Source organism: Archangium minus, from assembly GCF_044360475.1.
Lineage (GTDB): Bacteria > Myxococcota > Myxococcia > Myxococcales > Myxococcaceae > Archangium > Archangium minus.
In genome coordinates this window covers 4,122,382-4,148,944 of record NZ_CP043494.1, presented here as the reverse complement: position 1 = coordinate 4,148,944, position 26,563 = coordinate 4,122,382, and the positions used below count along the sequence as shown (strand labels likewise).

The following is a 26,563-nucleotide window of genomic DNA, read 5'->3' as shown; positions in this document are numbered from 1 at the left end:
GCGTCTCACAGGTAGCCGACGACCAGGCCCTTGGCGATGAGGTACCAGCCGTCCACGACGACGAAGAGGAGCAGCTTGAAGGGCATGGAGATGGTGGTGGGCGAGAGCATCTGCATGCCCAGCGCGAGCAGGATGTTGGCCACCACCATGTCGATGACGATGAAGGGCACGAAGAGCAGGAAGCCAATCTGGAAGGCCTCCTTCAGCTCGGACACCACGAAGGCGGGGACGATGATCATGAAGTCCCGCTCGGTGAGATCCTTGCGGTCCTCCTCGGTGGCCCGCATCTTCTTGGCCAGGTTGAAGAAGAGCGCGCGGTCCTTCGCGGTGATCTTCTTGTTGAGGAAGTCGCGCAGCGGCTCCTTGGACTTGCTGGCCGCCTCCATCAGCCGGCCCACCGACTCCGAGGACAGCAGGCTCGGTCCCCTCGACAGGATGTCCACCTCCGAGGCCCGGTACATGGCCTGACCCACCGGGGCCATGATGTACACGGTGAGGATGATGGCCAGGCCGGTGATGACCTGCGTGGGAGGAATCTGCTGGGTGCCCAGTGCTGAGCGCACGATGGAGAGCACCACGGAGATCTTCACGAAGCTCGTCACCATCATCAACACGAAGGGGACGAGCGACAGCGCGGCCAGCGCCAACATCAGCACCAGCGGCCGAGAGGCGAAGGAGTCGGGGCTCACCGACTCGACGTTCACAGCCGCGTCAACGGCGGTGCCACCTCCCCGCTTGGCGCGTTGGGCGAAGGCGATGAACGGCTCCAGCGCGAAAAACACGGTGAAGAGCCACGGCGAGATGCGGAGGGCGGGGAGGCGAACGTTGGGCGTGAATCTCACGGGTCGTCTCTTCAGGCGCCCGGCGGCTGGGTGCCGCTCGGTTGGGTAGTACCCTGCTGCGTGGCTTCGCGGCGGGCGAGGAGCTTCTTGAGAAAAGGAGAGAGGGAAACGACGTTGGCCGGGGGGCGCTCCGAACGGATGCGCTCCACGGCCTCGGTGTCGAGCTTGGACAGCAACTGCAACCCCGCTTCGCCACCGCCCACCAGGAGGTACTCGTCCGCGGCCTTTAGCACGAAGAGCGTGCGGCGCTGATCCAACGCCACCCGCTCCACCACCGACACCACCGAGGGACGCCCCACGGGCACGCCCTGCAGGCCCATCAGCTTGCGCAGGCCCACGTTGAGCGTGAGGTAGATGGAGGCCAGCACCGCGCCGAACAGCAGCAGCGTGCGCGTCAGCATCCACCAGAGACTCTCGGGCTCCTCCTTCACGCCGTCCGTCAGTGAGGGCTCCTCAAGGGAGGAGGGCGGCGTCGCGGAGGTAGGAGACAGCTGCGAGGGCGCCGCTTCGGCGGCAGGAGATGGCTGCGCGCCCGGAGCGGGAGCCTGGGCCCAGGCCAGTGGCGCCAGGAGAATGCAGGCGCACACCAGCAGGGCTGGACGCGAGGGGAGGACGGGGGACACTGCCATGATGGGGCGCGAGGCTAGTGCATTGGACAGGAGACCGCCACGGGTCCGCCCTCCTCTGCTCCGCCCCATCGCTTGCCTGCCTGGGTGAGCCCACCGCGACATGCGCTGATTTCCTCGTTGCAATGCCACGGCGGCTCCCCACGACCCAGCGGCGGGCCTCAGCCCGCGAGCGAGAGGATCCGTACGCCCAACTGCCCCTCCATCTCCACCAGCTCGCCCCGGGCAATCACCTTGCCATTCACCGACAGGTCCACCGGCTCGCCGGGTGCCCGGCGCAACTCGATGACCTGACCGGTCCGCAGGGAGACCACCTGCTCCGCCGTCACCGGCACCCGGGCCAGCTCCACGGAGATCTGCAGGGGGATGTCACCCAACAGGTCTCCTGAATCCATTCTGTCGTCCACGGCTCCACTCTCCGCCAGGGGGTTGCGCCTCTCGGGGTCGGTGAATTCCTCACCGTCCTCTGATTCTCCGGACTCGCTCAGGGCCTCCGCCGCGGCCTCATCCGCATCGGAGGGCACGCGCTGCTGGAGGGGGGCCTGCTCCCCGAGCACCACCTCGGTGATGCGCGCCTGGTACTGGTCGTCCTCAACAAAGACCTGCGCGTCCAGGTAGCCCTGGCGGCCCAGCCCCAGCCGCAGCCGCGCAGTGCCCTCCTCGCCCCGATCCGGCCGGGCCGAGAGCTCGTCCACCAACACCACGTCCTTCACCCGGAGGCTCGCCAGGTCGCTGCTGGAGATCTCCGCGTGGCCAATCTCCGCGCGCAGCCAGGTGCGCACCGCCGACAGCCGGCCCAGGTTGGCGCGCATGTCCGCTTGCAACATCGCCCGCCGCTGCTCGGTCACCTGCGCCGGCTCCATCACCTCCAGCACACCCGAGGGCACGAAGAGGCGGACCATCCCATCCTGGGCGCCGAGCCGGGCCCGGAGGTTCACCACCAGCACCGGTCCCTCCTCGCTCAGCCGCGCCACCGCCTCGTCCACCCCGCGCGCCACGCCCTCCAACCGCAGCTTGGGCTGGCCTGGATCCATCCCCGGAGCCAGGGCTTTAATCGCCTCGAGGATGACGAAGCTCGCCACGCCCTCCTCGATGTCCGTCAGGGGCCTCAGGCCGACCGTCTCACCCGCACCACCCAGCAGCGTATCCACCGCCGCGTGGGCCAGGGGCAGCTCAAGCTCCAGCACCGCGCGCCCGCGATGCGCACCGGGCACCAGGAAGGACAGGAAGGTGGGCTCAGCCAGGTGGCGGCGCAGCTCGGCCGGAGCCAGCACCCGCACCGACTCCTGCGAGAAACCGACCTGCGCGTCGAAGATGTCCTTGAGCCGAGAGCACAGCGCCTCGACCGCCTCCGCCTTGGGCGTCAGCCACTTCATCCGCTCGACGAGCCGCAACTCGTTGAGCGAAACCTTTTCGAGCTTGAAGGTATAGGGCCGCCACGACTTCGCCGACCGCTTCAGCAGCCGGGTGTCGACCACCATGGTCCGTTCTTCGTGCTCGCCGGACCCGTCATCCGCCTCGAGACTCATGACTTCGCCTCGACCCTCAGCTCCTCGAGAGTGAGACCCCGTCCGGCCAGCGCGCTCTTGAGACCGTCACGCTGCTCCTCGAGCATCTTCAGCACGTCACGATCGCTGCCACTGAAGACGGCCTGAATCTTTCCGTTCTTCGCGGTGAGCTTGATGGACAAGCCGCTGAGCACATCGTTGCGCAGGTCGATCTGGAACTCCGCGTTGCCCGCGGCGTTGGTGCCCACGCGCACCCGCTCGACGATCTTCTGGGCAATCTCGTTGGCGATGGCGCGCAGCCGCTCCGAGCCCGCCGTGGGCTTGGGTTTGGCCACCGGCACCGGAGCCATCAGCGCGGGGTTGAACCGGAAGCTCGCGCCCATCTCCGAGCCGTCCTTCTTGTCCTTGCCATCCCCATCGCCCTGCTTGCCGCCGCCGTCCGCGTTCGTCTTGAGCGAGCCCCTCCCCTGCAACCGGGCTTGCACGCCGTCCGCCGCGTGCTCGCTGTCCTTGCTGAGCGCCTCGCCACGCTCCTCCAAGGCCTCGCGGGTCACCTTGGCGTCCGAGGCGCGCGACTCGCGGCGCGTCTGCGTCACGCCCTGGTCCTGCTGCCGACCCTGGGTCACCTGGCCTTGGCTCCCGGGCTGCGTGGTCTCGGACTTGCCCAGCTGGCGCTGCTGACCGCGCAGCTCTCCCGACTTGCCCTCCTGTTGCAGCCGCGCCAGGACGGACTTGCCCAGGCCCTGCTGTTGCTGGGGCGTCTTGGGCTGCTGAGGCAGCGCGGCCTTCTGCTGCTGCACCAGTCTGGAGAAGGCGGACTCCCCCTCCTGGCGCTGCTTCGCCTTGGACTCCTGGAGTTGCTTCTCCTGGACCAGCCGCTCCGCGGCTCTCTGCGCCTGACGATCGTCTTCGACTCGGCTCATCGCGACACCACCTGGGGGACCCCAAGGTTACTTGCGCTGGCGCATCAGGAACAAGGTGTTCCCGATTTCCTCCTGGTTCAGCTCCTCCTTGGCCTGGCGCTCGGCTCGAATCTGCTTCTGCCAGTTCTCCTTGTGCTTCTCGATGGCCTTGAGCTCCTTGGCCGCCTCCGCCATCTCCCGCCGTCGCTGCTCCACCAGCTTCTCGGCGGTCTTGACGACCTCCTTCTGCTGCTCGATTTCCAGCGCGAGCTGCGCCTCCTCGTCCTTGAGGCGCTCCTCGTAGCGGTTCATCATGGTGAAGCTGTTGGGCCCCGTATTGCCCTTGGCCATGATCTGCTGGAGGTAGGCAGTCACCTTCTGCTTGCGCTCGGCCTTGCGGGTCTCGAGCTCCTGCTCCATCCGCTTCAGCTCAGCCTTCTGCTTCTCCAGCGCCTTGACGGCGTCGGAGAAGGCCTGCTCGGCCTCCTCCTTCGCGCGCTCGCGCATCTCGAGCAGGGTCTGCAACCGGTAAGGGGGCATGGCGCCATCCTACCCCGGAATGCCCCCGCCCCGTCATTCCTCGAAGAGGGAGATGAGCTTCTCGACGGTTTCCTCGAAGGGGCTGTTGGAGTGGGTGTCCTGCTTGAGGAAGTCGATGATGGCGTCGTACTTGTCGATGGCGTAGTCCGTCCGGGGGTCCGTCCCGTACTGGTAGGCCCCCAGGAGGATGAGGTCGCGCTGCTTCTCGTACGTGGCGAGCGTCTCGCGTAGCTTGCCCGCGGCCTTCTTGTGCTCCTTGGAGACGATGCCGCTCATCACACGGGAGAGGCTGGCCAGCACGTCCATGGCGGGCCACTGGTTGCGCTCGCCCAGGGCACGGTTGAGGATGAAGTGACCGTCGAGAATACCGCGGACTTCGTCGGCGATGGGCTCCTCCATGTCACCGCCGGCCACCAGGCACGTGTAGATGGCGGTGCACTTGCCCTTCTCCGAGTTGCCCGTGCGCTCGAGGATGCGGGGCAACATGGAGAACACGCTCGGCGGGTAGCCCTGGCGCGCCGGGGGCTCGCCAATGGCCAGGCCAATCTCACGTTGGGCGCGGGCCAGACGCGTCACCGTGTCGAGCATGAAGAGCACGTTGCCCCCGCGCTCGCGGAAGTACTCGGCGATGGCCGTGGCCACGTAGGCGGCACGCAGACGCACCAGGCTGGGCTGGTCCGAGGTGGCGCACACCAGCACGGAGCGCTTCATGCCCTCCTCGCCCATGGCGTCCTCGATGAACTCGCGCACTTCGCGGCCACGCTCGCCGATCAGCGCCACGACGCACAGGTCCGCCTGGGTGTTGCGGGCGATCTGCCCCATCAGCGTGGACTTACCGACGCCCGAGCCGGCGAAGAGGCCCACGCGCTGGCCCTCTCCCACGGTGAGCAACCCGTCGATGCAGCGCACGCCCAGCGGCAGGGGCCGCTCGATACGCTGACGCGTGAAGGGGTCCGGGCAGTCGCGATCCACCGACCAGTCGAGCAGGCCGTCGGGGAGCGGCTTGCCGTCCATGGGCTCGCCAATCCCGTTGAGCACGCGGCCCAGTAGCTCATCCCCACACTTGATGGACAGCGGCCTGCCCGTGGGGAGGACTTCGCTGTCCGGACCGATGCCCTGGAGCTCGCCCAGGGGCATGAGCATGACCTCGTCGCCCTGGAAGCCCACGACCTCCGCCTTCACCGCGGAGCGGGTAGCGCCCTTGATGAGGACCAGCTCGCCCACGCGGACGCCGGGCACGCTCGCCTTGATGACCAGACCCGTCAGCTCCGTGACGCGGCCGCGCACCCGGTACAGCGGTGCGTCTTTGATGAGTGCGTAGTAACGCGAGAGATCGAGAGCCATGGCTTACGGAGGGCCCTCCTTCTTGCCCTGATCCGGGAGCAACACGTTCTGGAGCATCTCGAACTGGGTGGGCAGCTGCGCGTCCACCTTGCCGAACTCCGTCTGCACGATGCAGCCCACCGGAGCCACCTCCGGATCTTCCTTGATGGCCACGTCCACCGCCCGGCCAATGAGCTCCATCAGCTCCGCCTTGCGAGAGCGCAGCACCGCCGCCGACTTGGGATTCACCCGGAGCACCACCGCCCGAGCGTTGCGCAGCTCCTCGATGGCCTTGGCGCAGATGTCCGTCAGCAGAGAGGGATCCCGCTCCACGTCGTGGCCGATGATCCGCTCCGCGATCTTGCACGCCAGCGAGATCACGTCCCGCTCCTGCTGAGCCAGGATCTCCCCGGCCTGCATCTTCGCACGCAGGAGGGTCTCCGTGGCCTGCGCCAGCCCTTCCTGCCGGCCCTGCTCGCGAGTCTTCGCCAGGAGCTCCTCGCGCTCCCGCTGGGCCTCCGCGAGGATGCGCTCCTTCTCCCGCTGCGCCTCCTCGATGATGCCCTGGGCGGTCTGCCGGGCATCGAAAACCTCGGCGTTCATCACGCCCGGACGGGGAGGACGCAACACCGGCCGATCCCCGCCGGGTAGCGGCTCGGCCCCTGAATCGCCCTTAATCACCTTGCCGATCGCCATGGAAAGCTCCTTGTCAGCGGGGGGATGCTAACGCGTTCCGCCCCGCGGTCCACGCCCACTCGTGCCCGGTGCTCGAGGCTGTTCGCGCCCCGGGGCCCTCGCTCCCTCCGGCCGCACCGCCGGCAGGTTGGTGCCGGTCCCCAGCACCCTGGGCGGGCGTTCGACCTCGGCCTCGGGCTCGACACGGGGCCCGGTGCTCCGGCTGTGCGTCCGCGCCAACGGAGAGCGGAAAACGCGCGAGCCCTCCGCCTCCGCCCCAGCCGGCTCCTTGGCCCGAGGCCGGGGGCTCGCACCCGCACCGGTCCCCGTCCGCGACGGAATCGGTCCGATACGGGCCCCAGTGGGGTCCGGCTTCACCTCCGCCCCGTCCCGGGCGCTCCGAGGGGTCACCCGGCTCACCCGAGAGGGTGAAGACTCTGGCGGGGCCTCCTGCTTGCGTCCCGCGTAGTTCGAGCTGGCGCCCGCCCGGCGTGCTTCGCGCTCGGCGATGGGGTCTCTCCGCACGCCCACCATCGACTGGGAGGACACGGACCTGCGAACAGACGCCTCCGAGCTGGCCCCCGCACGCACCTCGCGCGACATCACCGGAGCCCGGCTCGCGGCGGATGGAGGAGGTACCGCCTTGCCCGCGCTGGAGGGAGGCGGGCCGAGCGCGGGAGGACGTGGAGGAGTGAGCCGCACCGGACGCTCGATGAGGCCCCGGGCCGCGAGCCGCTCCAAGTCCGTGACGATGTCCGTGCGTCCACCGTCGCCGCGAGACGTCGGCTTGGCGCGCTCCTCGCGCACCCACTTCGTCACGATCTGCCCGAACTCACCGCGGTGCTTCTCCACCAGGCGAGACGCGAACTCAGCAGACTGAGTCACACTCGCACGCGCCAACCGGTGCACCCCGGCGCTACGAATAGCGGCGGCCAAATTCTGCAGGCCCCCATACTGCTCGAGCTGCGCCCGGGCCTCCTCCTCGGCGAGCTTGCGCGGAGCATTGGCCGTCACGGCCCGCGTGGCGAGCTGGCGCAGGTGGGGCGGGAGCACCGCAAAGGCCGGCTCCCGGTCGGCGTCCGGCACACCCGCCAGTGCCGGCCCCAGCACGCGCGCCCCCAACCGGTCACACACGGTGAGCAGCTCACGCGTCTGCAACAGCAGCACGTCGGTGAACTTGAAGGGCACGTGTGACGTGGCGTCGCGGGAGAGCCGCTCCTCCAGCTTCCAGCGCACGATGTCCAGCACCTGCGGCCGCACCTCGCGCGTGAGCTTCACCTTGCCCGTGGACGGCAGGTGGGAGCGAACCGCGTCCGCCAAGGGCGCGGGCAGCGCGCGCAACACGACCTCCACCAGGGCGGCACGCTCACGCTTGAGCAACCCCGCCAGGCGCTCCGGGTCCGCGCTCCACAGCTGCCCACGCCGATCCTTCACCAGCCGCTTGATCTCCTGGACCAGCAGCGGGATGCGCTTCTCGCGCGGAATCTGGAGGATCTCCTGGGCACGGTGCTGGAGCAGCTCCGCCTCGTCCTCGGGCAGATGCTCCAGCGCAGCGACGCCCTCCTGGCCACCAAAGGTGATGGCGGTCAGGAGCATCATCAGCTGTCGCTTGCTCAGCGAGGTGAAGAACTGTTCCAACGGTCACCCCGCGGGTGGACAGCGTTCCAGGGAAACGACGAACGAAGCGCGCATTACTCCCGCTTCGGGCGGGCCCGGGCCCCGGCGGCTGCCCCACCACCGCCCCGAAGCATCGGCCACACCGCCAGGCCGATGGAGGCGAGGATGAGCAGCACGGCCACGGCCGCCATCATGCGGAACTGACCCACGCTGGAGGCCGTCATGCGCATGCCGAACACGTCCTTCAGCATGCTCTCCGGGCTCTCCTCGGAATCAGGCGCCAGCGCCGGCGTCAGCAGCACCGTCACCGCCTCCGGCTTCAGCTCCGGCACCGCGGTGGAGACGAACTGCTGCACATCCTCGCGCTTGATGGGCGGCTCACTCTTCGGGCCCGGCCGGTACTTGATGAACACCGACGCCGAAGGCAGCGGCTTGTTCTCCGGCTGGGTGAGATCGTTGTTCTCCGGGATCATCACGATGGCCTGGGCCTCCAGCACGCCGTCAATCTTGTTCAGCGCATTGGAGACCTCACCGCCGAGCGCCTTGAGCAACATGGCGCGCTCCTCGGTGGCGGTGGGGACCATGCCTCCCTTGGCGAAGTGGCTCAGGCCCTTCTCCATCGGACGAGGCAGCGAGTACGCGCGCAGCAGCTCCGCCGCCTGGGCGGCATCAGCCTTGGGCACCTGGATGCGGAACTTCAGCTCGTTACCGCCTTCCTCTTTCAACTTCGTGGCGGCGATGCCTTTCTTGCTGAGCAGGACGTAAATCTCATTGGCGTCCTGCTCGGACAGGTCGTGCTGCAGGTCGATGGTGCAGCCAGTCCCCATCGCCAGAGCGAGAAGGGCGGCGAGCGCGTACGGTCGGAGCGTCATGGGCGCGCCTAGCTTAGATGCGCGGCATCCGTCCCAACAAGAGCCAACCCGGCCACAGCCTGGAAAACGAGGAAGGGCGTCCCCTCTCAATGGAGGAGACGCCCTTCAGGGAGCCGGCTGAGCCTGGCTGCTCGCTACACCTGGGTCTTCAGGGTGTCCTTGAGGCCGCTGGTGGCCTTCTCGACGACCTTGCTCGTCAGGTCCAGCTCCTGCGTGTACTTGTACATGCCGGCCTGGAGCGACAGGAGCTCGGCGTTGGAGAAGGTCTTCCCGGAAGCGCCAGCCTGGATGAGCTTCTCCATATTGACCTGGCCCTTCTCCAGCTCGCTGACCACGTGGCCCAGCATGCTGCCGGTCTTGCTGGCCTCCTGCTTGCCGGTGACGGCCTCGGCGCCGCGCGCGGTGGCGGGCTCCTGACCGGCGGTGTTCACCTTGTTGAGCGCCGCCTTGTCCGTCTTGTTGACGGCCTCCGCCTGACGGACCTGCTCCGCACGCTGCGTGGCCTGAGTGGCCTGCACCTGCTGCACCTGCTCCGGACCACCAACGCCCTGAGCCTTGTTAGCGAGGGCCGCGTCGAACTTCGAGGCCCCCTGCTTGTTGACCTGCTGCGCGCCCTGATCCTGCAACTTCTGCTGGGCGATCTGCGCCGCCGAGACGCCGGCCATCGGACCCGCCATGTGACTGCCTCCTTGAATTCTCAGGGGAGGACGATTCCTCCTCGTTCAACAGTTCCTTGAGCCGTTCGATCGCCCGCGCGTGCAGACGCGACGCCCAGCTCTTCGACTGCCCGATCTCCGCCCCCGCCTCTTCCAGCGTCTTGCCCTGGAAGTAGTAGCCCTGCAGAAGCCGGCGCTCCTTCTCCGGCAACTTCTCGATCGCCGCCCTCACCCGCCCCCGCTGCTGCTCAAGCTCCAGCCGTTGATCCACCGGCAGGGACTCGTCCGAGAAGCCCAGCGACTCCGAACCTTCGAGGCTGGTCGCGAACACCATCGCCAGCCCCGCCACCGCGTTGGAAATCTCCATGACATCATCGTCAATGGACCCTCCGCGGTTGCCTCCTCCCTGCTCGCGATCCGAAAGATTTCCCAAATACGCCGTCGCGCGCTCGCCCATGTAGGCAGAACGCGCATCTCCACCCTTGAGCACCCCCATTTTGCGCAGGCCATCATAGATGGCGCCCTTGATGCGGTAGTGGGCAAAGGTGAGGAAATTGGCCCCGACCTTGGGATCGAAGCGCTCCGCCGCCTCCAACAGGCCAATCTGGCCGTAGGCGATGAGCTCATCGAGCTCGAGCTGGGCGGAGAACTGCCTGCGCACGGTTGCCGCGAGCGACCGGACGTAGGGGCCGTACTTCTCCAGGAGGACCTTCTTGTCTTCGCCGAGAGCCAAGAGCGCCGCTCACTCGGCCTTCGACCACAACCGCTCGAGGGCCTGATTCAAACGAGGATCATCCTGCAGGGCGTCCGCGATCTTGGTCGTCAAGGCCGCCGACTTCATCCGCAGCTTCTCTTTGAGCACCTCGGCGACGAGCTTGCGCGTCGCCTCGTCCTTGCTCTTGAAGTCGCCGTTCTTCAGTTGTTTGGCGATGGCGAGCGCCTGGGCGGTGACGGGCTCCGTCGCCTGGGGTCCCTGCACATTGCTGGAACCCACCTGGCCCGAGGGTCCTACCAGGCCGGCGGTACGATCCACCCCTCCACCAAACGTCGCCGCCCCTGCCTTGCCGGCTGGCGCCTTACCGGCGGCGCCCTTCGCGCCTCCGGCTCGTCCCTTTCCGCCCCCTCGTCCGACTCCACCGACCGACATCGGCATCTCCTCCTGTTAATGCATCCTACTTCTTTGACGCGGGCGGCGGCAGGGCCCCCGCCTCTTTCGCGTCGATAAGCGCCCGGGCCAGCCGCGCACCATCCCCATCCGGGTCCAAATCGATGGCGGCCTTCAGCTCCTTCATGGCCTCCGGAATCTTCCCCATGAACAACAGGGCCTCGCCCACATGGGCCCGAGGCAGCCCGGAGTTGGGGGAGAGTCGCTGGGCGGCCCGGTAGGCCTGCAACGCCTTGTCATGCCGGCCCTGAGCGAACTCGAGCGAACCGAGCGCCAACTGGGGCACCTCGCTCTTGGGCATCAGCACCGCCGCCCCCGCGAAGACTTCACGCGCCTTGTCGAACTGGCCCATGTCGAGCCAGAGGTAGCCCGCTTCCAGGAGGATCATCGCCTCACGTCTGGCGAGCGGTACGAGGCTGCCCGAGATCTCCGAAGTCTCCGCCATGTGACGTCTGCTTCCTTTCCTGGCCCAGACCCTGACCCGGGGAGGACGAAACCTCGTCCTCTCCCGGGGAGCCGGACCCATGAAACCACCAGCGCTCGAGCGCTAGCGGATGTTGCCGATCGAGTTCTTCGCCGAGTCGTGGCGGGTCTTCAGCACGTTGGAGATGGTGGTGAACACCTGGTTCTCCTTCTGCATGGAGACCTGCAGACCCAGCAGCTTCTTCTGCTCGGCGAACATGCTCTGCATCTCGCCGTTGAACTCAGTGCCAACGCCGCTGCTGGTGGCCGCGGTGTTGATCGAACCGTTGTTGGAGACGGACGTGCCTCCCAGGGAGGAGACGCCACCCGCGCTGTTGAGCGTGGTGCTCATGGGCGAGCCGCCCGTGGACAGGGCCGCGCTGTAGTAGGGCGCCGCGCCGGAGCCAGAGGTGTTGCCGAAGGTGGTGAGCGAGGACACCGCAGCGGACACCACGGAGCCGCCGGGCACCATGTTGGCCACCACACCCACGCCGCCAGCCACCGCGTTGGCCGCGGAGCCCACACCAGACTGCACGCGAGCCGAGAAGCTCGTGTCCGGGGTCACGCGCGCTGTCGTGAGGTTGGTGGACATCCGCGGCATGTTCAGGTTGCTGTCGATCTTCATGGTTCCTCTCCAGGCGATGGAACGGCCAAGGTGTCGGAGCACGGGTCCTGCGCTCCATTTGCTGAATTATCGGTGATCGCCCGGCACAGTTGCGTGTGATCCGTCGGAAAGCGCACCAGAATCAAAAAAGCCTGTTATTTCCGGCCCTTAGACTTGGCCTCGGAGAGCAGGCGCTCGCGCGTCTCCAGGAGGACACCGAGCAATTCCTCGGTGCGGGAGATGGCCGCCTGAACCTTCTTGGCGTGCTCCGCCTTGGGGCCCTTGAGGTTGGCGAGCTCGTTCTTCACCGGGGTGAAGAGGGACCGGACCTCCTCGGCGGAGGCGGTCTCGATGAAGGACTCGATGGCGGGGAAGGACGGCGTGGGCAGGGGCTCAGCGACGGGCGCGGGCTGCTGCTTGGACGGCGGGCGCATGGTGGAAGACGACTCCTGTCAGTGCCGGCGCCAAGGCCGGCGCGGTCGGGCAACTCGACGGTAGGGGAAAAGCCCCACCGGGTTCAAGCCGCTTGCCCACCAAGCATAGCGGCGCTCCACAACGAGACGCCCGGGGAGGGAACGGGCGCGCGCGTTTCTCATTCACTCCCTGTTCACTTCTGCAGGCGCACCTAGGTTTTTCCCTGCGGGGGGCACGGCCATGGGGGGCACGGCCACCGCCTACAGGAGATACATCCATGACCAAGAAGCTTGTGGGGCTGTTCGCGTCCGTGGCGCTGGTGAGCTCTGGCCTGGCCTTGGCTAACGACGACAAGAGCAAGAACCAGCAGACCCAGAGCAGCCAGCAGATGGGCAGCGACGCGCTTGGTGGCTCCGGAACCCAGCAGGGGCAGATGGGCGCGGGTACCACCCAGCAGATGGGCGAGAAGCAGATCACCGGCACCGTGGTGAAGAGCAGCGCCAACAAACTCAGCCTGCGGACCGATAACGGAATTATCGACTTCAAGGTCGACAAGCAGACCAAGTTCCAGGATCCCAACGTCAAGCAGATGCGCGACATCAAGGAAGGCCAGCAGGTCCGCACCAGCTTCACCGTGGAGAAGGACAGCAACGTCGCCAAGAGCATCTCGCTGGACACCAGCATGGGCGGCAGCGGCCTGGACTCGGACACGGGCATCAACCAGGACATGGGCGGCTCCGGCCTGGACCAGGGCGTTGACAAGGACATGGGCGGCTCCGGCGACGTGGGGGGTGACGTGGGCGGCTCCGGCAGCACGGGTGGCACCGGCGACCAGGGCGGCATCCACTGAGCCGACCTCAATCCCCGCTGGGGACGCATCCAACGCTCGCGGCATCACTCCGATGCCGCGAGCGTCTCATGACGGGCACGGCGAACCGTGTCCCCCTACCCTGGCCCACCGGGTAGGACGTCAGTCCCTTCAGTATTGACTGAACATCCTGATGAACGTAGACGATTGCGCGACTTCCAGTCCGGGGGGGAAGCAGCGCATGCGTCAGGACGGTGTGAGCGCCGAAGAGGAGCGGTTCATCGAGTCGATGGGCCTGTTCTTCGAGCGCCAGGGCGTGCCGCGTATTGGCGGACGCATCCTCGGATTGCTGCTGTTGGCCGACAAGCCGCTGGCGCTGGGCGAGCTCGCCGAGCTGCTGCGGGTGAGCCCGGCCTCCGTGTCCACCAACATCCGCCAGCTGCAAGCCGGTGGCCTCGTGGATCCCACCAGCATCCCCGGGGACCGCCGGCACTACTACGTCTTCAACAGCGCGGGTTGGGACCACCGGCTCAAGGTGGCGATCTCCACCATGGATGTCCTGGGGCAGCTCTGCCAGGACGCGCTCGGTCAGCCTGGCCTGAAGGGACGCAACAAGCTGCGCGAGGCGGTGGAGTTCTGTGACTTCTACCGCCAGGAGCTCACCGGTGCCGCCGAGCGATGGCGGGCCCGCTTCGCCCGCAAGCCCGGCACCCAGGCGCCTTCACCGTCTCCCTCTCCGTCCGCGCGCCAACGCCGAAACGCGACCCGCTAGCATCCTTCCTTCTTCCGGTTCGTAGAAAGGACCGTCCCCGCCATGACCCAGCTCTCCGCAGTTCCCGGTGGCGCCATGCCCATCGTCTCCCTGTCCGACGTCACCAAGACTTACACCCTGGGCAAGGTGGAGGTGCCCGCGCTCCGGGGCGTGACGCTGGACGTGTACCCGGGGGAGTTCATCTCCATCGCGGGCCCGTCCGGCAGCGGCAAGACAACAGCACTCAACCTCATTGGCTGCGTAGACACCGCCACTGGGGGCGTCGTGAAGGTGGATGGGCAGGACACCAAGCAGCTCTCCGAGCGTCAGCTCACCCACCTGCGGCTGCACACCATCGGGTTCATCTTCCAGAGCTTCAACCTGGTCTCGGTGCTCAGCGTCTTCCAGAACGTGGAGTTTCCCCTGCTGCTGCAGCGCAAGCTGAGCACGAACGAGCGCCGCCAGCGCGTGATGACGCTGCTCGAGCAGGTGGGCCTGGAGAAGCACGCGAAGCACCGCCCCAACGAGCTGTCCGGCGGCCAGCGCCAGCGTGTGGCGGTGGCGCGCGCGCTCGTCACCCGGCCCAAGCTGGTGCTCGCCGACGAGCCCACCGCCAACCTCGACTCCGTCACCGGCCAGAACATCATCGACCTGATGAAGGAGCTCAACCGCAAGGAGGGCACCACCTTCATCTTCTCCACCCATGACGCCAAGGTGATGAACCACGCCAACGCGGTGGTGCGGCTGGCGGACGGGAAGATCCTCGATCGCATCACTCCGGCCGAGGCCCAGAAGGCCATGGCCTCGGGCGCGGAGGGGCACTAGATGGGACAGCTCTCGCTGCTGGTGCAGGTGGCCTTGCGCAACCTGTTCACCAGTTGGATCAACGTCATCATCGGCGCCATCATCCTCTTCGGCACCCTGCTGGTGGTGGTGGGCGGCGCGGTGGTGGACAGCCTGGACGAGTCGATGAGCCGCAGCATCATCGGCAGCGTTGCGGGCCACCTCCAGGTGTACTCGGAGAAGTCCAAGGACTCCCTGGCGCTCTTCGGAAAGATGGGCGGCGAGGCGGACCTGAGCGTTCTGGAGAAGTTCTCGGACATCAAGAAGGTGCTCGAGCAACATCCCAACGTGAAGACGGTGGTCCCCATGGGGACCAACAACACCCTGATGACCTCCGGCAACACGGTGGACCTGACGCTGGCGCGCCTGCGCGACCTCTACAAGCAGGCCGCCCAGGGTGAGACGCCCGACCTGCGCGCGCAGATCGACAGCCTCCAGGCACATGTGCGGCAGATGCTCGCCCTCCTCGAAGAAGACATGAAGCGGCGCAACGCCATCGCCGCCGAGGACGCGGTGGATCCCGCGGACCTGCGCGCCCTGGAGCGCGCCCGCTCCCCGGAGTTCTGGAACGACTTCGAGAAGGACCCGTTCGCCTCGCTCGAGTTCCTGGAGAACCGCATCGCCCCGCAGGTAACGGACGGGGACATGATCGGCCTGCGCTACCTGGGCACCGACCTGGTCAACTTCCAGAAGACCTTTGACCGGATGCGCATCGTGGACGGAACCGCCGTCCCCGAGGGCCAGCGCGGCATGCTCCTGTCCAAGTTCTTCTACGAGGAGTTCTTCAAGCTCAAGACGGCTCGCCGGTTGGACCTCATCAAGGAGGCGCGTGACGTCAACCACAGGAAGATCGCCGAGGACCCCGAGCTCCAACGCCGGCTGAAGGAGAACCAGACCCAGACGCGGGAGATCCTCTTCCAGTTGGATCCGCTCAAGACCCAGCAGGCTGTCGCGCGCCTGCAGAAGGTGCTCGGCTCCAACGAGACGGAGTTGGAGAAGCTGCTGGTGGCGTTCTTCACCATGGACGACGCCAACTTCGACACGCGCTACCAGCAGTTCTATGCGGAGCTGGTGCCGCTGCTGGACCTCTACCGCATCCGGCTCGGTGACGAGATCTCCATCACCGCCTTCACGCGCACGGGCTACGCGAAGAGCGCGAACGTGAAGGTGTATGGCACCTACGAGTTCTCCGGAATGGAGAAGTCCCAGCTCGCCGGTGCGCTCAACCTGATGGACCTCATCACCTTCCGCGAGCTGTACGGCTACTTCTCCGCAGACCAGAAGGATGAGCTGGAAAAGCTGCAGGCGGCCAGCGGCGTGGCGGAGGTGAAGCGCGAGGACGCCGAGGCGGCGCTCTTCGGCGAGGACAGCTCCGCTTCGCTGGTGTCCGAGACCACCTCGGGCATCATCGACGAAGACGCCCAGCTCGAAGGCTCGGCCCAGGCACGGCACCAGCAGGAGGAGCAGGCCCTGCGCAAGTACACGCAGCAGGACATCGATGACGGCGTGGTGCTCCACGCCGCGGTGATGCTGAAGAACCCGGACCTGCTGGAGCAGACCCTCGTGGAGCTTCAGGACTCGGCGAAGAAGGCCGGGTTGCCGCTCAAGGTCGTCTCCTGGAACCAGGCCTCCGACCTCATCGGGCAGATCGTCCTCATCGCCAAGCTGGTGCTCTACGCCGCAGTGTTCATCATCTTCGTGGTGGCGGTGGTCATCATCAACAACTCGGTGATGATGGCCACGATGCAGCGGGTTCGGGAGATCGGCACCCTGCGCGCCATCGGGGCGCAGCGAGGCTTCGTCCTGGGCATGATCCTCGTGGAGACCACCGTGCTGGGCCTGGTGTTCGGCGCGGTGGGCGCGCTCCTGGGCAGCCTGGCCGTGAAGGGGCTCGGCGCAACGGGCATCCCCGCGTTCCACGAGTCGCTGTACTTCTTCTTCTCCGGCCCCCGCCTCTTCCCCAACCTGCACGCCTCCAACATCGTGACCGCCCTGGTCATCGTGCTCGGCGTGTCCGCCTTCTCCACCTTCTACCCGGCGTTCCTCGCGACCCGGGTCTCGCCCCTCCAGGCGATGCAGACGGACGAGTGACGCCATGCAACAGCTCCTGCTCATCGCCCTGCGCAACCTCGGCTCGCACAAGCGCCGCACGCTCCTCCTGGGCGGCGCCATCGCCGGTGTCACCGCGCTGCTCGTCATCCTCATGGGCCTGTCCAACGGCATCCAGACGACGACAGTTGAAACGGCCACCACCCTCATGACCGGGCACGTCAACGTGTCCGGCTTCTACAAGGTGACGGCGGGCCAGTCCGCCCCCGTGGTCACCCACTACCCCGCCATCAAGGAGCAGCTCCTCAAGGAGGTCCCCGAGCTGAACTACATGGTCCAGCGGGGACGCGGCTTCGCCAAGGCGATCAGCGACACCGGATCCACGCACCTCGTCCTGGGTGGCATCGACGTGCAAGACGAGACGGGCTTCCGCAATGCGCTCCGGATCACCTCGGGCCGGCTGGAGGAGCTGACGCAGCCCAACACCCTGCTGCTCTTCGAGGAGCAGGCCAAACGGCTGGACGTGAAGGTGGGCGACACCATTACCCTGTCCGCCCCCACCATGCGCGGTACCAGCAACACCGTGGACGTGCGCGTGGCGGCCATCGCCGCCAACATCGGCATGCTCAGCTCGATCTTCTGCTACCTGCCCAACTCCACCCTGCGCGGCCTCTACCAGATGCGCGACGACGCCACCGGCGCCCTCCACCTCTACCTGAAGGACACCCGCGACGTGTCCAAGGTCCTGGAGCGCCTGCGCAAGCGCCTCCCCGAGCTCCAGTACACGCTGCTCGAGCACAACCCCCAGCCCTTCTTCATGAAGTTCGAGACCGTCAACCGCGAGGCCTGGACGGGACAGCGGTTGGACCTCACCAACTGGGAGGATGAGATCTCCTTCATCACCTCGACGGTGCAGGCGCTCGACTGGCTCACCTTCGGCCTGCTCGCCCTGCTGCTCTTCATCATCAGCGTGGGCGTCATGAACACGCTGTGGATCGCCATCCGCGAACGCACCCGGGAGATCGGTACCCTGCGCGCCATCGGCATGCAGCGCGGGTGGGTGATGACGATGTTCCTCCTGGAGGCGTTCATGCTGGCGCTCCTCGGGACGCTGAGCGGAGCGGCGATGGGGCTGGCCGTGTGCCTCGGCCTGAACGCCGCCCACATCACCCTGCCGGTGGCCGTCCAGGTCATCGTCATGTCCGAGCAGCTCCGCTTCGTGGTGGACCCGACCGCCGTGGCCCGCTCCATCACGATCATCACGCTGTGCACCACGTTCGTCTCGCTCATTCCCTCCTACCTCGCCGCGCGGCTCAAGCCCGTCACGGCGATGCACCACATCGGGTGAGAACCATGACCCTGCGCAACCTCTTCGGCGCCGTACTCGCCGCCGCGCTCCTCGCCGCTCCCTCCGCTCTCGCCGCCGACCTGAAGGACCCGGCCGAGCTCAAGAAGCTCCTGGAGACGCTCGATGACCGCCAGCGCAACGGCGGCGACTACAAGTCGCTCATGTACATCGAGCAGAAGGAGAAGGACAAAACGGACGTCGTGCGCGAGGCCGTCATCTACCGGCGCGACGCGAAGGATCAGCTGATGATCCTCATGACCAAGCCCAAGGGCGAGGCCGGCAAGGGCTACCTGCGGCTGGAGAAGAACCTCTGGAGCTACGATCCCACCACCGGCAAGTGGGAGCGGCGCACCGAGCGCGAGCGCATCGCCGGCACCGACAGCCGCCGCGCGGACTTCGACGAGTCGCGCCTCGCCGAGGAGTACGACGCGAAGTACGAGAGCGAGGAGAAGCTCGGCAAGTTCACCGCCTGGAAGCTCGTCCTCACCGCGAAGCAGGGCGTGGACGTGGCCTACCCCGTGGTGCACCTGTGGGTGGACAAGGACACGTCCAACATCCTCAAGCGTCAGGAGTACGCCCTCTCCGGCCGGCTGATGCGCACCGCCTACTTCCCCAAGTGGATGAAGCTCTTCAGCGAGTCCAAGAAGGCCGACGTCTGGTACCCGCAGGAGATGCGCTTCTATGACGAGGTGGAGAAGGCCAACTCCACTGTCATCGTCGTGAAGAACGTGGACCTGCGCGCGCTCGAGGAGAACATCTTCACCAAGGCCTGGCTCGAGAGCAAAAGCCGATGAGCACCCGCACCACCCTGGCCCTCGCCGCGGCCCTCGCCGCGCTGCCCGCGCTCGCCCAGGAGCGCCCCAACGAGGCGGACCTCTTCGGCGGCGACACCCCAGAGGCGAAGCCCGCCCCCGCCCAGGAGGACGCGCCTCGTCCCGACGAGAGCGCCCTCTTCGGTGACCCGACCGAGCCCGCTCCAGCCTCCGAGCCCGCTCCGGCCACCGGGACGCCCGCACCTCCCGAGGACCGCGATGCGCAGGCACTCGGCGGCCCGGCGGCCACCAACGCCTTCGACACAGAGGAGGCCGTCGAGGATCCGCTGAAGATCGGCGGTCGCTTCTACCTGCGCGCCCTCTCCCAGGGAAGCGATGGGGTGTCCTTCGGAGATACCTCCTTCTCCGCCCCCATGCTGGTGGACGGCTACTTCGACGCCCGCCCCACCGACCGGCTGCGCGGCTTCGTCCTTGGGCGGCTCACCTTTGACCCCACTCGCCGGCAGGGCTCCAGCAGCCTCATCCCCTCCACGGGGACGCTCAACATCAACGCCTCGGCCGACCCGCGCGTGGTGCTGGACCAGGCGTGGCTGCGCTTCGACCTGGCGCGTACCGTCTTCTTCACCGCAGGCAAGCAGCACGTGAAGTGGGGCACCTCTCGCTTCTGGAACCCCACCGACTTCCTCTCCCCCCAACGCAGGGATCCGCTCGCCCTCCTCGACGTGCGCACCGGCGCCACCATGCTCAAGGTGCACGTGCCTTGGGAGGCGAAGGGCTGGAACTTCTACGCCATCGGCCTGCTCGACAACGCCGGCCCCGCTGACACGCTCGGCCGCATTGGTGGCGCCGCTCGCGCCGAGGTGGTGCTCGGCCCCGCGGAGCTGGGCGTCGATGCCGTGCTCCAGCGCGGCCGCAAGCCCCGCTTCGGCTTCGACTTCTCTTCCGGCCTCGGCCCCATCGACATCTACGGAGAGCTCGCCCTCAAGAAGGGCTCGGACACGCCCCTCTTCCGCCTGCCCGAGGGTGTTTCCCTCTCGGACCTGTTCGGCGGCAGCCAGGGCTCCGGCGGCGTACCTCCCGACCTGGGGGCGCTCCCCATCGAGGCGTACTACCCAGAGGGTTACACCCCGCAGGTGAGCGGCGGCGCCACCTGGACGTTCGCCTACTCGGAGAACGACACCGCCACCGTGGGCGTCGAGTACTTCTACAACTCGACGGGCTACCCCAGCTCGGTGCCCTACCCGTACCTCATCCTGCAGGGCCAATATCAGCCCTTCTACCTCGGCCGGCACTACGGCGCCGTCTATGCCCTCCTCTCCGGGCCGGGCTCCTGGGATGACACGAACTTCATCCTGTCCAACCTGGGCAACTTCTCCGACCGCTCCTACACCACCCGGCTGGATGTGACGCACCGGGCCCTGCGCTACCTCAGCGTCGAGGCCTTCGTCGCCGTCAACTACGGCCGCAGGGGCGGCGAGTTCCGTTTCGCGCTCGACCTGCCCACCCTGCGCATGGGCGAGCAGGTGATACCGCCCATCGTCGTCGCTCCTCCCACCGTCCAGGCCGGCGTGGGGCTGCGCATCGACCTCTGAAGCGCGTTGCCGCAGCGCTTCGTTGTGTCTCCTCGAGGAAAGAACCGACACGGTCCACGGCTCGGGAGGGCGGAAGAGGTACCAGCCTCTGCCCTCCCGACGTAGAAGACTTGAGACGTTCGTGAACCCCCCGGGAGGACCCATGCATCGCAGCCGATTCTGTGCCCTCGTCATTGACTGCAAGACAGACGACCTCGACGCGGCAACGACCTTCTGGAGCAAGGCCTTCGGCAAGCCCGTCGCGCCGCCTTCTCCGGACAGTGGCAACTACCGCGAGCTCAAGGTCGGAGACGACGAGCCGATGATCCTCCTCCAGAAGGTGGACCATCCGAGCCGCGTCCACCTCGACATCGAGACCGATGACATCGAGGCCGAGGTGAAGCGGCTCGAGGCGCTCGGCGCGAAGCGGGTGGAGTTCGTCAAACGCTGGTGGGTCATGGAGGCGCCAACGGGGCATCGTTTCTGTGTCGTCCGCCCCCAGCGCGGGCCACTGGAGTCCCGCGTCAACGAGTGGCGGGACGAGGGCTGAACGTACTTCTGGCATTGCTCCGGAGAGGAACCGTGGCGACACTGCGCTCGTCACGTGTCCCTCTGGAGAGAAGCTCATGGCCATTGATGATGTGCAGCGCCCGTCCGCGCAGGAGTTGCTGTCCCTCCCCCGCCTCGCGCCGCTCGTCCCCATGCTCTACGTGGCCTGGACGGACGGAGAGCTGACTTCCGAGGAGATTCGCGCCCTGGGCGCCGCGGCCCGCTCGCAGCGCTGGTTGGACCTGCGCTCCAACGCGGTGCTGGCTCACTGGTTGGATCCCCAAAACCCGCCCAGCCCCAGCGCCCTGGCCCAGGTGGGCGAGCACATCCGCCGCACCGCTGAGCGCCTCTCCCACAGCGACCAGAAGAGCCTGGTGGAGCTGGGTGCGCAGCTCGCCGAGGTGATTGGCGGCAAGGACGCCCTGCCCGCCCCCATGCCCGAGCTGGCTCGGGACCTGGCCCCCTTGGAGTCGGCGATCGGCATCCCGGGTGCCGAGGCTGTACGCACGCTCGTCCCCAACCCCAAGCTCCGCCTCGTGGCACCGGCCGAACCCCGCTCCTTCAGCGTGGACTCGATGCGCGCCGTGCTGGAGCGCACGTACTCCGCCGAGCGCGCCAGCGTCCGCGAGTGGCTGGCTGACCCCCTCTTCCGCTACGCGGACGAGCGGAACACGGACGCCTATCGCGCCCGGGTCCTGGAATGGCTGAAGCATCTGGCCGGACGCGGGCTGGGCAAGCTCGCGTACCCGGACGATCTCACGAAGGTGGACCTGGGCCGCTTCATCGCCGCCTTCGAGACGCTGGCCTTCTTCGACCTGAGCCTCGTGGTGAAGGCGGGTGTGCACTTCGGGCTCTTCGGCGGGAGCATCTACTTCCTGGGCACCGAGCGACACCACCGGGAGTACCTGCCCCGCGTGGCCTCGGTGGAGCTGCCTGGCTGCTTCGCCATGAGCGAGCTGGGCCATGGCTCCAACGTGCGAGACGTGGAGACGCTGGCCCGCTACGACGCGGAGCACGGTGAGTTCGTGGTGCACACCCCCTCGGATGCGGCGCGAAAGGAGTGGATTGGCAACGCGGCCCTGCACGCGCGCATGGCCACGGTGTTCGCGCAGCTCGAGGTGAAGGGCGAGCGCCACGGCGTCCACGCGCTGCTCGTTCCCCTCCGGGACGAGGAGGGCCGGCTGATGCCCGGGGTGCGCGTGGAGGACTGCGGCCTGAAGATGGGGCTGAACGGTGTGGACAACGGGCGGCTGTGGTTCGACGGCGTGCGCGTCCCGCGGGAGAACCTGCTGGACCGCTTCTCGCGGGTGAGCCCCGAGGGCGAGTACACCAGTGCCATCACCGGTGTCTCCAAGCGCTTCTTCACCATGCTGGGCACGCTGGTCGCGGGCCGGGTGAGCGTGGCGTGCGCGGCGTTGAGCGCGGCCAAGAGCGGGTTGAGCATCGCCGTGAAGTACGGAGACGAGCGCCGGCAGTTCGGCCCGGCCGGTGCGGAGGAGGTGCGACTGCTGGACTACCAGGCGCACCAACTCCGGCTGCTGCGCCCGCTGGCCACCACCTACGCGCTGGACTTCGCGCTGAAGTATCTGGTGAGGCGCTACGTGGAGCGGACGGAGGAAGACGCGATGCAGGTGGAGGCACTGGCGGCGGGCCTCAAGGCCTATGCCTCCTGGCACACCACGCGGACGCTCCAGGTGACTCGCGAGGCGTGCGGGGGCCAGGGCTACCTCGTGGCCAACCGGCTGCCCTCGCTCAAGGCGGACACGGACGTCTTCGCCACCTTCGAGGGCGACAACACGGTGCTGATGCAGCTGGTGGCCAAGAGCCTGCTCACCGGCTACCGGCAGCAGTTCGAGGATGACCGCATCTTCACCGTGATGCGGCTCATCGTGGACCGGGCGGCGGGCGCGCTCACGGACCGCAACCCCTTCGCGGTGCGGCGCACGGGCAGCGAGCACCTGCGTGACGGGGACTTCCAGCTACGCGCGCTGCGCTTCCGGGAGTCGGACTTGCTGGCGTCTGTGGCGCGGAGGCTGCGCAAGCGGCTGAGCACGGGGGTGGATTCGTTCGAGGCGTTCAACCAGTGCCAGGACCACCTGCTGGCGCTCGCGAACGCGCACGTGGAGCGCGTGGTGTTGGAGCAGTTCATCCTGGGCGTCGCCGAGGTGGAGGATCCGGCGCTCAAGGCGGTGCTCGGGCGACTCTGCGACCTGTACGGCCTGGGGTGCCTACAGGACGCGAGCGGCTGGTTCGTGGAGAACGACCACATTGAGGGAGCGAAGGCCAAGGCCATCCGCAAGGAGGTGACGCGGCTGTGCTCCGAGCTCCGGCCCGACGCGGTGGCGCTCACGGAGGCCTTTGGTATCCCGGACACGTGCCTGGCGGCCCCCATCGCGCTGGGCAGGCCGTCGCCGTAAGGCACACGGTGGGTTGCTCGCCCTGGAGACGAGCACCCGGGGGCCCTTCAGCGCTCGGGTGCCGGTTCGTCCTCCGGTGAACACGTTTCCAGGGATGAATGGATGGATCGCACTCTCCCTGTCCCTGTTGCTCGGCCAGACGACGCCCACGCCCGCTGCCTCCACGGAGGCGGAAGCAGAACGCGCCGTCCAGGAAGCGGAGCTGAATGAGCTCCGCGCCGAGCTCGAGCTCCTGCAAGCCCAGATGGAGGCCCAACAGCAGGAGGCCCAGGGCCGCATCCAGTCACTGGAGCAGCGGCAGGCCCTCGAAAGTGCCCGGGCGCAGGAACTGGAGCAGCTCCGGCAAGAGCACCTGGAGAGCCTCGCGCGTGGCTATGACTGGCTCATCACCACGGACCAGTTGCTGGAGACCGGTGACTTCGACATCGGCCCCGCCGTCGCCTATGCGCAGCGGGAGATCTCCAACGCCCTCGCCACCGCCTCCGAGAGCGGCCGCGGAGAGAGCGTGCTCCTCATGGAGAGCGCCCTCGCCCGGCTCGCCACCATCGATGACCTGGTGGGGCAACGCAACATCTACCCGGCCCGCCGGCAGCTCCAGGACGCCGGCTTCGAGCTGAACCGCGCCTGGCAGCTCAGCCTCAACCTCGCCGGAACCACGCTCGTCAATCAGTAGTAGTGCGGCGTGGAGGAAACCGGCGGGCTCGCCGGCTTCGCGATCAGGTAGCCCTGCACGAAGTCCACTCCGTGCTCGCGCACCCACCGCAGCTCCTCCGGGGTCTCGATTCCTTCAGCCACCGTGAGGATGCCCAGCTTCTGCGCCAGCTCCAGCAGCTTCTCCGTGATGGATGCCTTGTAGGGGTCCTGGTGGATGCCGCGGACGAGCTCCATGTCCAGCTTCATGATGTCCGGACGCAGCTGGTGGATGAGGTTCAGCGACGAGTACCCCGCCCCCAGGTCGTCCAGCGCCACCCGGAAGCCCGCCTGCCGGTAGTAGGCGATGAGCGACTTCAGGTGGTTGGCGTTCGGAGCGTGGTCCGACTCGATGATCTCGAACACCACGTTCCCCGGTGGGATGCCATGTTCGGCGATGGCGGCCACCGTGGAGCGCAGGCAGAACGCCGGATCATAGATGGCCGTGGGCGTGAAGTTGATGAAGAGCGGCACCTGCAGCCCCAGCCGCGAGGCCTCGCGCACCGCCGACAGCCGCGCCGCCAGGTCCAACTGGAAGAGCAGGTCCGCATCACGCGCCAGCGTCAGCATCTTCCCCGGGAACACCAGCGACCCATCCGGCTCCAAACCGCGCAGCAGCGCCTCGTAGGCGTACACCTGGCGCGTGTCCCTCGCGTAGACGATGGGCTGGTAGTGGCTGGTGACACGCTTCTCGGCCAGCATGTCCACCAACCACCCCGCCCGGGTCATGGTGAAGAGCTGCGGCAACGAACCCACCCGTGGGAAGTCGCCCAGCCCCGGCTCCCCGTCGCCCTGGAGGAAGAGCGCGCGCGTGGACCGGGACTCCTCTCCCGTCAGCGCCCCCATGACATCGGCGACGAGGGCGCTCAGCTGCGAAGCCTGCAGCCGCACCGCCACGCACTGGGACTCCGGAATGGCCTGGTGCTCGCGTCCCGCGTCTCCCAACAGCCGGACCAGCTTTCCGTAACTGTGGCCCAGGGGCATCCAGAGAAAGAGGCGGCCATGCCCCTCCAGCTCCAGCTTCTCCGGAAGGGTCTGGCACCGCTCACACGACTTCGACACGCTCTGGCTCATTCAGCCTCACTCACGGCTCACGGAAGACGAGCAGTCCACGCGACGTCTCAGTGGCGTAGATGAACCCGTCTCCGGGCACCCTCACTCCATTGAGACCCTCGAGGAACGTCTGTCCCCGCCCTGAATCCGTCTCCCGCCAGGTATTGTAGTAGGCCAGCTGCCGAGGTGTACTGGGGTTGGACATCTCGAGGATGCGCAGGCCGTCCTGGTTATGAGCCACGTACAACTTGGAGCCCACCAAGGTCAAACCACCCACCGTGGACTCCGGACCCATCTCAAACTGGCCCACTTGTGAGATATGCTGGGGGTCCGTCACATCCAGCGCCCGGATCATCGACTTCCATCCCTCACTGGACTCGAAGGCGATCAGCCGATCGCCAATCTGGCCCACCGCCACCGGGCGGCTGGTGGCATTGTCGTATTTGAAGTTCCCCAATGGCGCCGGCTTCTTCGGGTCCGTCACGTCCGCCACCGCCAGCCCGTACCTCCAGTGACCAATGTAGAGGCGGTTGTTCAGGACCACGCCCTCGACGGGGATCTGCCCCTTGCCGACGATGCTGTCCTCCACGTAGTAGCGCGACTGCAGCGCGGGCTTCGTGGGCGTCGAGATGTCATAGATGAGCACCTCGGCGTTGGGATCCGGCGACATCAGGAACAGCCGGTCCTGCTCCACGGCCAGCCCCCACCCCTGCACGCTGGGACTCGGGAGCGCCGCGAGCCGCTTGGGCGCCGCCGGGTTGCTCACGTCGTAGACGAGGAGCCCCTCGTTGTAGCTGGAGATGTAGAGCACCGTGCCCTTCACCCAGGACCGGTACCAGATGTCACTCTTCGGGGAGATCTCCGCCACCTTCTCGGGGTGGGCCGGATCCTTCACGTTGTAGACGAAGAGGCCGCTCGCCAGCGCCGTCACGTAGGCGTACCCGTCCGCCACGAAGACGTCCACCGGCTGACCGCGCGGGAGGGTGGTCTCCGACACCAGCTCCACTCCGGATGCCTGCTGCTCTCCCTCCGCCCACTTGACGTGCGCCGCCTCGAAGGTGCCGCGTAGGTCGGCCTCGCCATTCACGCACCGCCGGAACTCCCCCTGCACCCGGTCCGGCGAGGGCGCCTGGCAGCCCGCGAGCACGAAGCGCACCGGCGCGGGCGTCGACGCGGTCTGGAAGTCGCTGGCCACGAAGAAGGTGTCACCCTCCACCTTGCGCACCGTCAGCGCAGTCCCCAGGAGCAGCGGTTTATCTGGCAGGAAGCGGATGGACCCTTGCGAGTCGACCCCATCCAGGGTGATGTTCAGGTTCCAGATGCCCTCCGCCTTCACGGAGGCGAACCCCGACCGATCACAGGTGGACAGGTCGAAGGCCTCGGGCTCGCAGTCGTGCTTCTCTTCCTCCGTGCGCGTGCATCCGGAGGCCGTGAGGAGCAGGGCTCCCGTTGTGGCTACCAGTAAACGGTTCATACGCCATCCATACCGGGCATGGGGACGGGAC

The 26,563-nt window shown here is 67.3% G+C and carries 27 protein-coding genes; 10 read left to right on the top strand and 17 right to left on the bottom strand.

From position 1 onward, the window contains the following. Positions 1–5: 5 nt before the first annotated feature. The 15 genes from sctR to F0U60_RS17070 all read right to left on the bottom strand — a co-directional run bounded on the left by sctR (position 6) and on the right by F0U60_RS17070 (position 12,226). Positions 6–842, bottom strand: coding sequence for a type III secretion system export apparatus subunit SctR (gene sctR, locus F0U60_RS17140; RefSeq protein ID WP_395820935.1), 837 nt, complete (start codon positions 840–842; stop codon positions 6–8). 11 nt (positions 843–853) lie between these two features. After that, a complete protein-coding gene (locus tag F0U60_RS17135) occupies positions 854–1,471 on the bottom strand; it encodes a FliO/MopB family protein (protein WP_395820932.1) in 618 nt (205 codons plus the stop codon). Positions 1,472–1,629: 158 nt separating this feature from the next. Then, positions 1,630–2,997, bottom strand: coding sequence for a type III secretion system cytoplasmic ring protein SctQ (gene sctQ / locus F0U60_RS17130; protein WP_395820929.1), 1,368 nt, complete (start codon positions 2,995–2,997; stop codon positions 1,630–1,632). Next, positions 2,994–3,899: a flagellar hook-length control protein FliK gene (locus F0U60_RS17125; protein WP_395820926.1), complete on the bottom strand. Its 906-nt coding sequence runs from the start codon at positions 3,897–3,899 to the stop codon at positions 2,994–2,996. Before F0U60_RS17125 ends, sctQ begins: the two co-directional genes overlap by 4 nt. Positions 3,900–3,926: 27 nt before the next feature. After that, positions 3,927–4,418, bottom strand: a complete 492-nt coding sequence (locus tag F0U60_RS17120; protein WP_395820923.1) for a flagellar assembly protein FliH — start codon at positions 4,416–4,418, stop codon at positions 3,927–3,929. Between the two features lie 33 nt (positions 4,419–4,451). After that, positions 4,452–5,762 (bottom strand): type III secretion system ATPase SctN, encoded by a 1,311-nt coding sequence (gene sctN, locus F0U60_RS17115; RefSeq protein ID WP_395820920.1) that lies wholly within the window; start codon positions 5,760–5,762, stop codon positions 4,452–4,454. Positions 5,763–5,765: 3 nt separating this feature from the next. Further along, the gene (locus F0U60_RS17110) at positions 5,766–6,437 is read right to left on the bottom strand and encodes a FliH/SctL family protein (RefSeq protein WP_395820917.1); all 672 of its coding nucleotides are present in this window, start codon (positions 6,435–6,437) and stop codon (positions 5,766–5,768) included. A 27-nt stretch (positions 6,438–6,464) separates the two neighbouring features. Then, complete coding sequence (locus F0U60_RS17105; protein WP_395820914.1) at positions 6,465–8,054, bottom strand: hypothetical protein; 1,590 nt, start codon at positions 8,052–8,054, stop codon at positions 6,465–6,467. Positions 8,055–8,107: 53 nt separating this feature from the next. Continuing rightward, a complete protein-coding gene (locus F0U60_RS17100) occupies positions 8,108–8,905 on the bottom strand; it encodes a type III secretion protein (protein ID WP_395820911.1) in 798 nt (265 codons plus the stop codon). 134 nt (positions 8,906–9,039) lie between these two features. Then, the gene (locus F0U60_RS17095) at positions 9,040–9,582 is read right to left on the bottom strand and encodes an ATP-dependent helicase HrpB (protein WP_395820908.1); all 543 of its coding nucleotides are present in this window, start codon (positions 9,580–9,582) and stop codon (positions 9,040–9,042) included. Further along, positions 9,464–10,294 (bottom strand): sigma-70 family RNA polymerase sigma factor, encoded by an 831-nt coding sequence (locus F0U60_RS17090; protein WP_395820905.1) that lies wholly within the window; start codon positions 10,292–10,294, stop codon positions 9,464–9,466. The genes F0U60_RS17095 and F0U60_RS17090 overlap by 119 nt, the downstream gene beginning before the upstream one ends. A 9-nt stretch (positions 10,295–10,303) precedes the next feature. Beyond that, on the bottom strand, positions 10,304–10,708 hold the full coding sequence (locus tag F0U60_RS17085; protein ID WP_395820902.1) for a hypothetical protein: 405 nt from the start codon (positions 10,706–10,708) through the stop codon (positions 10,304–10,306). 25 nt (positions 10,709–10,733) lie between these two features. Beyond that, complete coding sequence (locus F0U60_RS17080) at positions 10,734–11,171, bottom strand: tetratricopeptide repeat protein (protein ID WP_395820899.1); 438 nt, start codon at positions 11,169–11,171, stop codon at positions 10,734–10,736. Between the two features lie 102 nt (positions 11,172–11,273). Next, positions 11,274–11,813 carry a hypothetical protein gene (locus tag F0U60_RS17075; protein WP_395820896.1) on the bottom strand — a complete coding sequence of 180 codons (540 nt, stop codon included), beginning with the start codon at positions 11,811–11,813 and terminating at the stop codon, positions 11,274–11,276. A gap of 134 nt (positions 11,814–11,947) precedes the next feature. Then, positions 11,948–12,226, bottom strand: coding sequence for a hypothetical protein (locus tag F0U60_RS17070; RefSeq protein WP_395820893.1), 279 nt, complete (start codon positions 12,224–12,226; stop codon positions 11,948–11,950). A gap of 257 nt (positions 12,227–12,483) precedes the next feature. On the opposite strand from F0U60_RS17070, the gene F0U60_RS17065 reads away from it, so the two are divergent. The 10 genes from F0U60_RS17065 to F0U60_RS17020 all read left to right on the top strand — a co-directional run bounded on the left by F0U60_RS17065 (position 12,484) and on the right by F0U60_RS17020 (position 23,988). Then, entirely contained in the window at positions 12,484–13,056 is a 573-nt protein-coding gene (locus F0U60_RS17065; RefSeq protein WP_395820890.1) for a hypothetical protein, read from the top strand. Positions 13,057–13,255: 199 nt separating this feature from the next. Continuing rightward, positions 13,256–13,786: a MarR family transcriptional regulator gene (locus tag F0U60_RS17060; RefSeq protein WP_395820888.1), complete on the top strand. Its 531-nt coding sequence runs from the start codon at positions 13,256–13,258 to the stop codon at positions 13,784–13,786. A gap of 75 nt (positions 13,787–13,861) precedes the next feature. Then, entirely contained in the window at positions 13,862–14,590 is a 729-nt protein-coding gene (locus F0U60_RS17055) for an ABC transporter ATP-binding protein (RefSeq protein ID WP_395825284.1), read from the top strand. Further along, positions 14,591–16,699, top strand: a complete 2,109-nt coding sequence (locus tag F0U60_RS17050; RefSeq protein WP_395820885.1) for an FtsX-like permease family protein — start codon at positions 14,591–14,593, stop codon at positions 16,697–16,699. Positions 16,700–16,703: 4 nt separating this feature from the next. After that, positions 16,704–18,005: an ABC transporter permease gene (locus F0U60_RS17045; protein WP_395820882.1), complete on the top strand. Its 1,302-nt coding sequence runs from the start codon at positions 16,704–16,706 to the stop codon at positions 18,003–18,005. 5 nt (positions 18,006–18,010) lie between these two features. Continuing rightward, the gene (locus F0U60_RS17040; RefSeq protein ID WP_395820879.1) at positions 18,011–18,799 is read left to right on the top strand and encodes an outer membrane lipoprotein-sorting protein; all 789 of its coding nucleotides are present in this window, start codon (positions 18,011–18,013) and stop codon (positions 18,797–18,799) included. Continuing rightward, a complete protein-coding gene (locus tag F0U60_RS17035) occupies positions 18,796–20,370 on the top strand; it encodes a hypothetical protein (protein WP_395820875.1) in 1,575 nt (524 codons plus the stop codon). The genes F0U60_RS17040 and F0U60_RS17035 overlap by 4 nt, the downstream gene beginning before the upstream one ends. A 142-nt stretch (positions 20,371–20,512) precedes the next feature. After that, complete coding sequence (locus tag F0U60_RS17030; RefSeq protein ID WP_395820871.1) at positions 20,513–20,899, top strand: VOC family protein; 387 nt, start codon at positions 20,513–20,515, stop codon at positions 20,897–20,899. A gap of 76 nt (positions 20,900–20,975) precedes the next feature. After that, positions 20,976–23,315: an acyl-CoA dehydrogenase gene (locus F0U60_RS17025; RefSeq protein ID WP_395820868.1), complete on the top strand. Its 2,340-nt coding sequence runs from the start codon at positions 20,976–20,978 to the stop codon at positions 23,313–23,315. A 94-nt stretch (positions 23,316–23,409) separates the two neighbouring features. Beyond that, positions 23,410–23,988, top strand: coding sequence for a hypothetical protein (locus F0U60_RS17020; RefSeq protein ID WP_395820865.1), 579 nt, complete (start codon positions 23,410–23,412; stop codon positions 23,986–23,988). Here the strand turns inward: F0U60_RS17020 and F0U60_RS17015 are convergent. Beyond that, positions 23,982–25,067: an EAL domain-containing protein gene (locus F0U60_RS17015; RefSeq protein ID WP_395820862.1), complete on the bottom strand. Its 1,086-nt coding sequence runs from the start codon at positions 25,065–25,067 to the stop codon at positions 23,982–23,984. The two genes, F0U60_RS17020 and F0U60_RS17015, sit on opposite strands and share 7 nt — an antisense overlap. 22 nt (positions 25,068–25,089) lie before the next feature. Continuing rightward, a complete protein-coding gene (locus tag F0U60_RS17010; RefSeq protein WP_395820860.1) occupies positions 25,090–26,532 on the bottom strand; it encodes an LVIVD repeat-containing protein in 1,443 nt (480 codons plus the stop codon). Between the last annotated feature and the right edge of the window lie 31 nt (positions 26,533–26,563).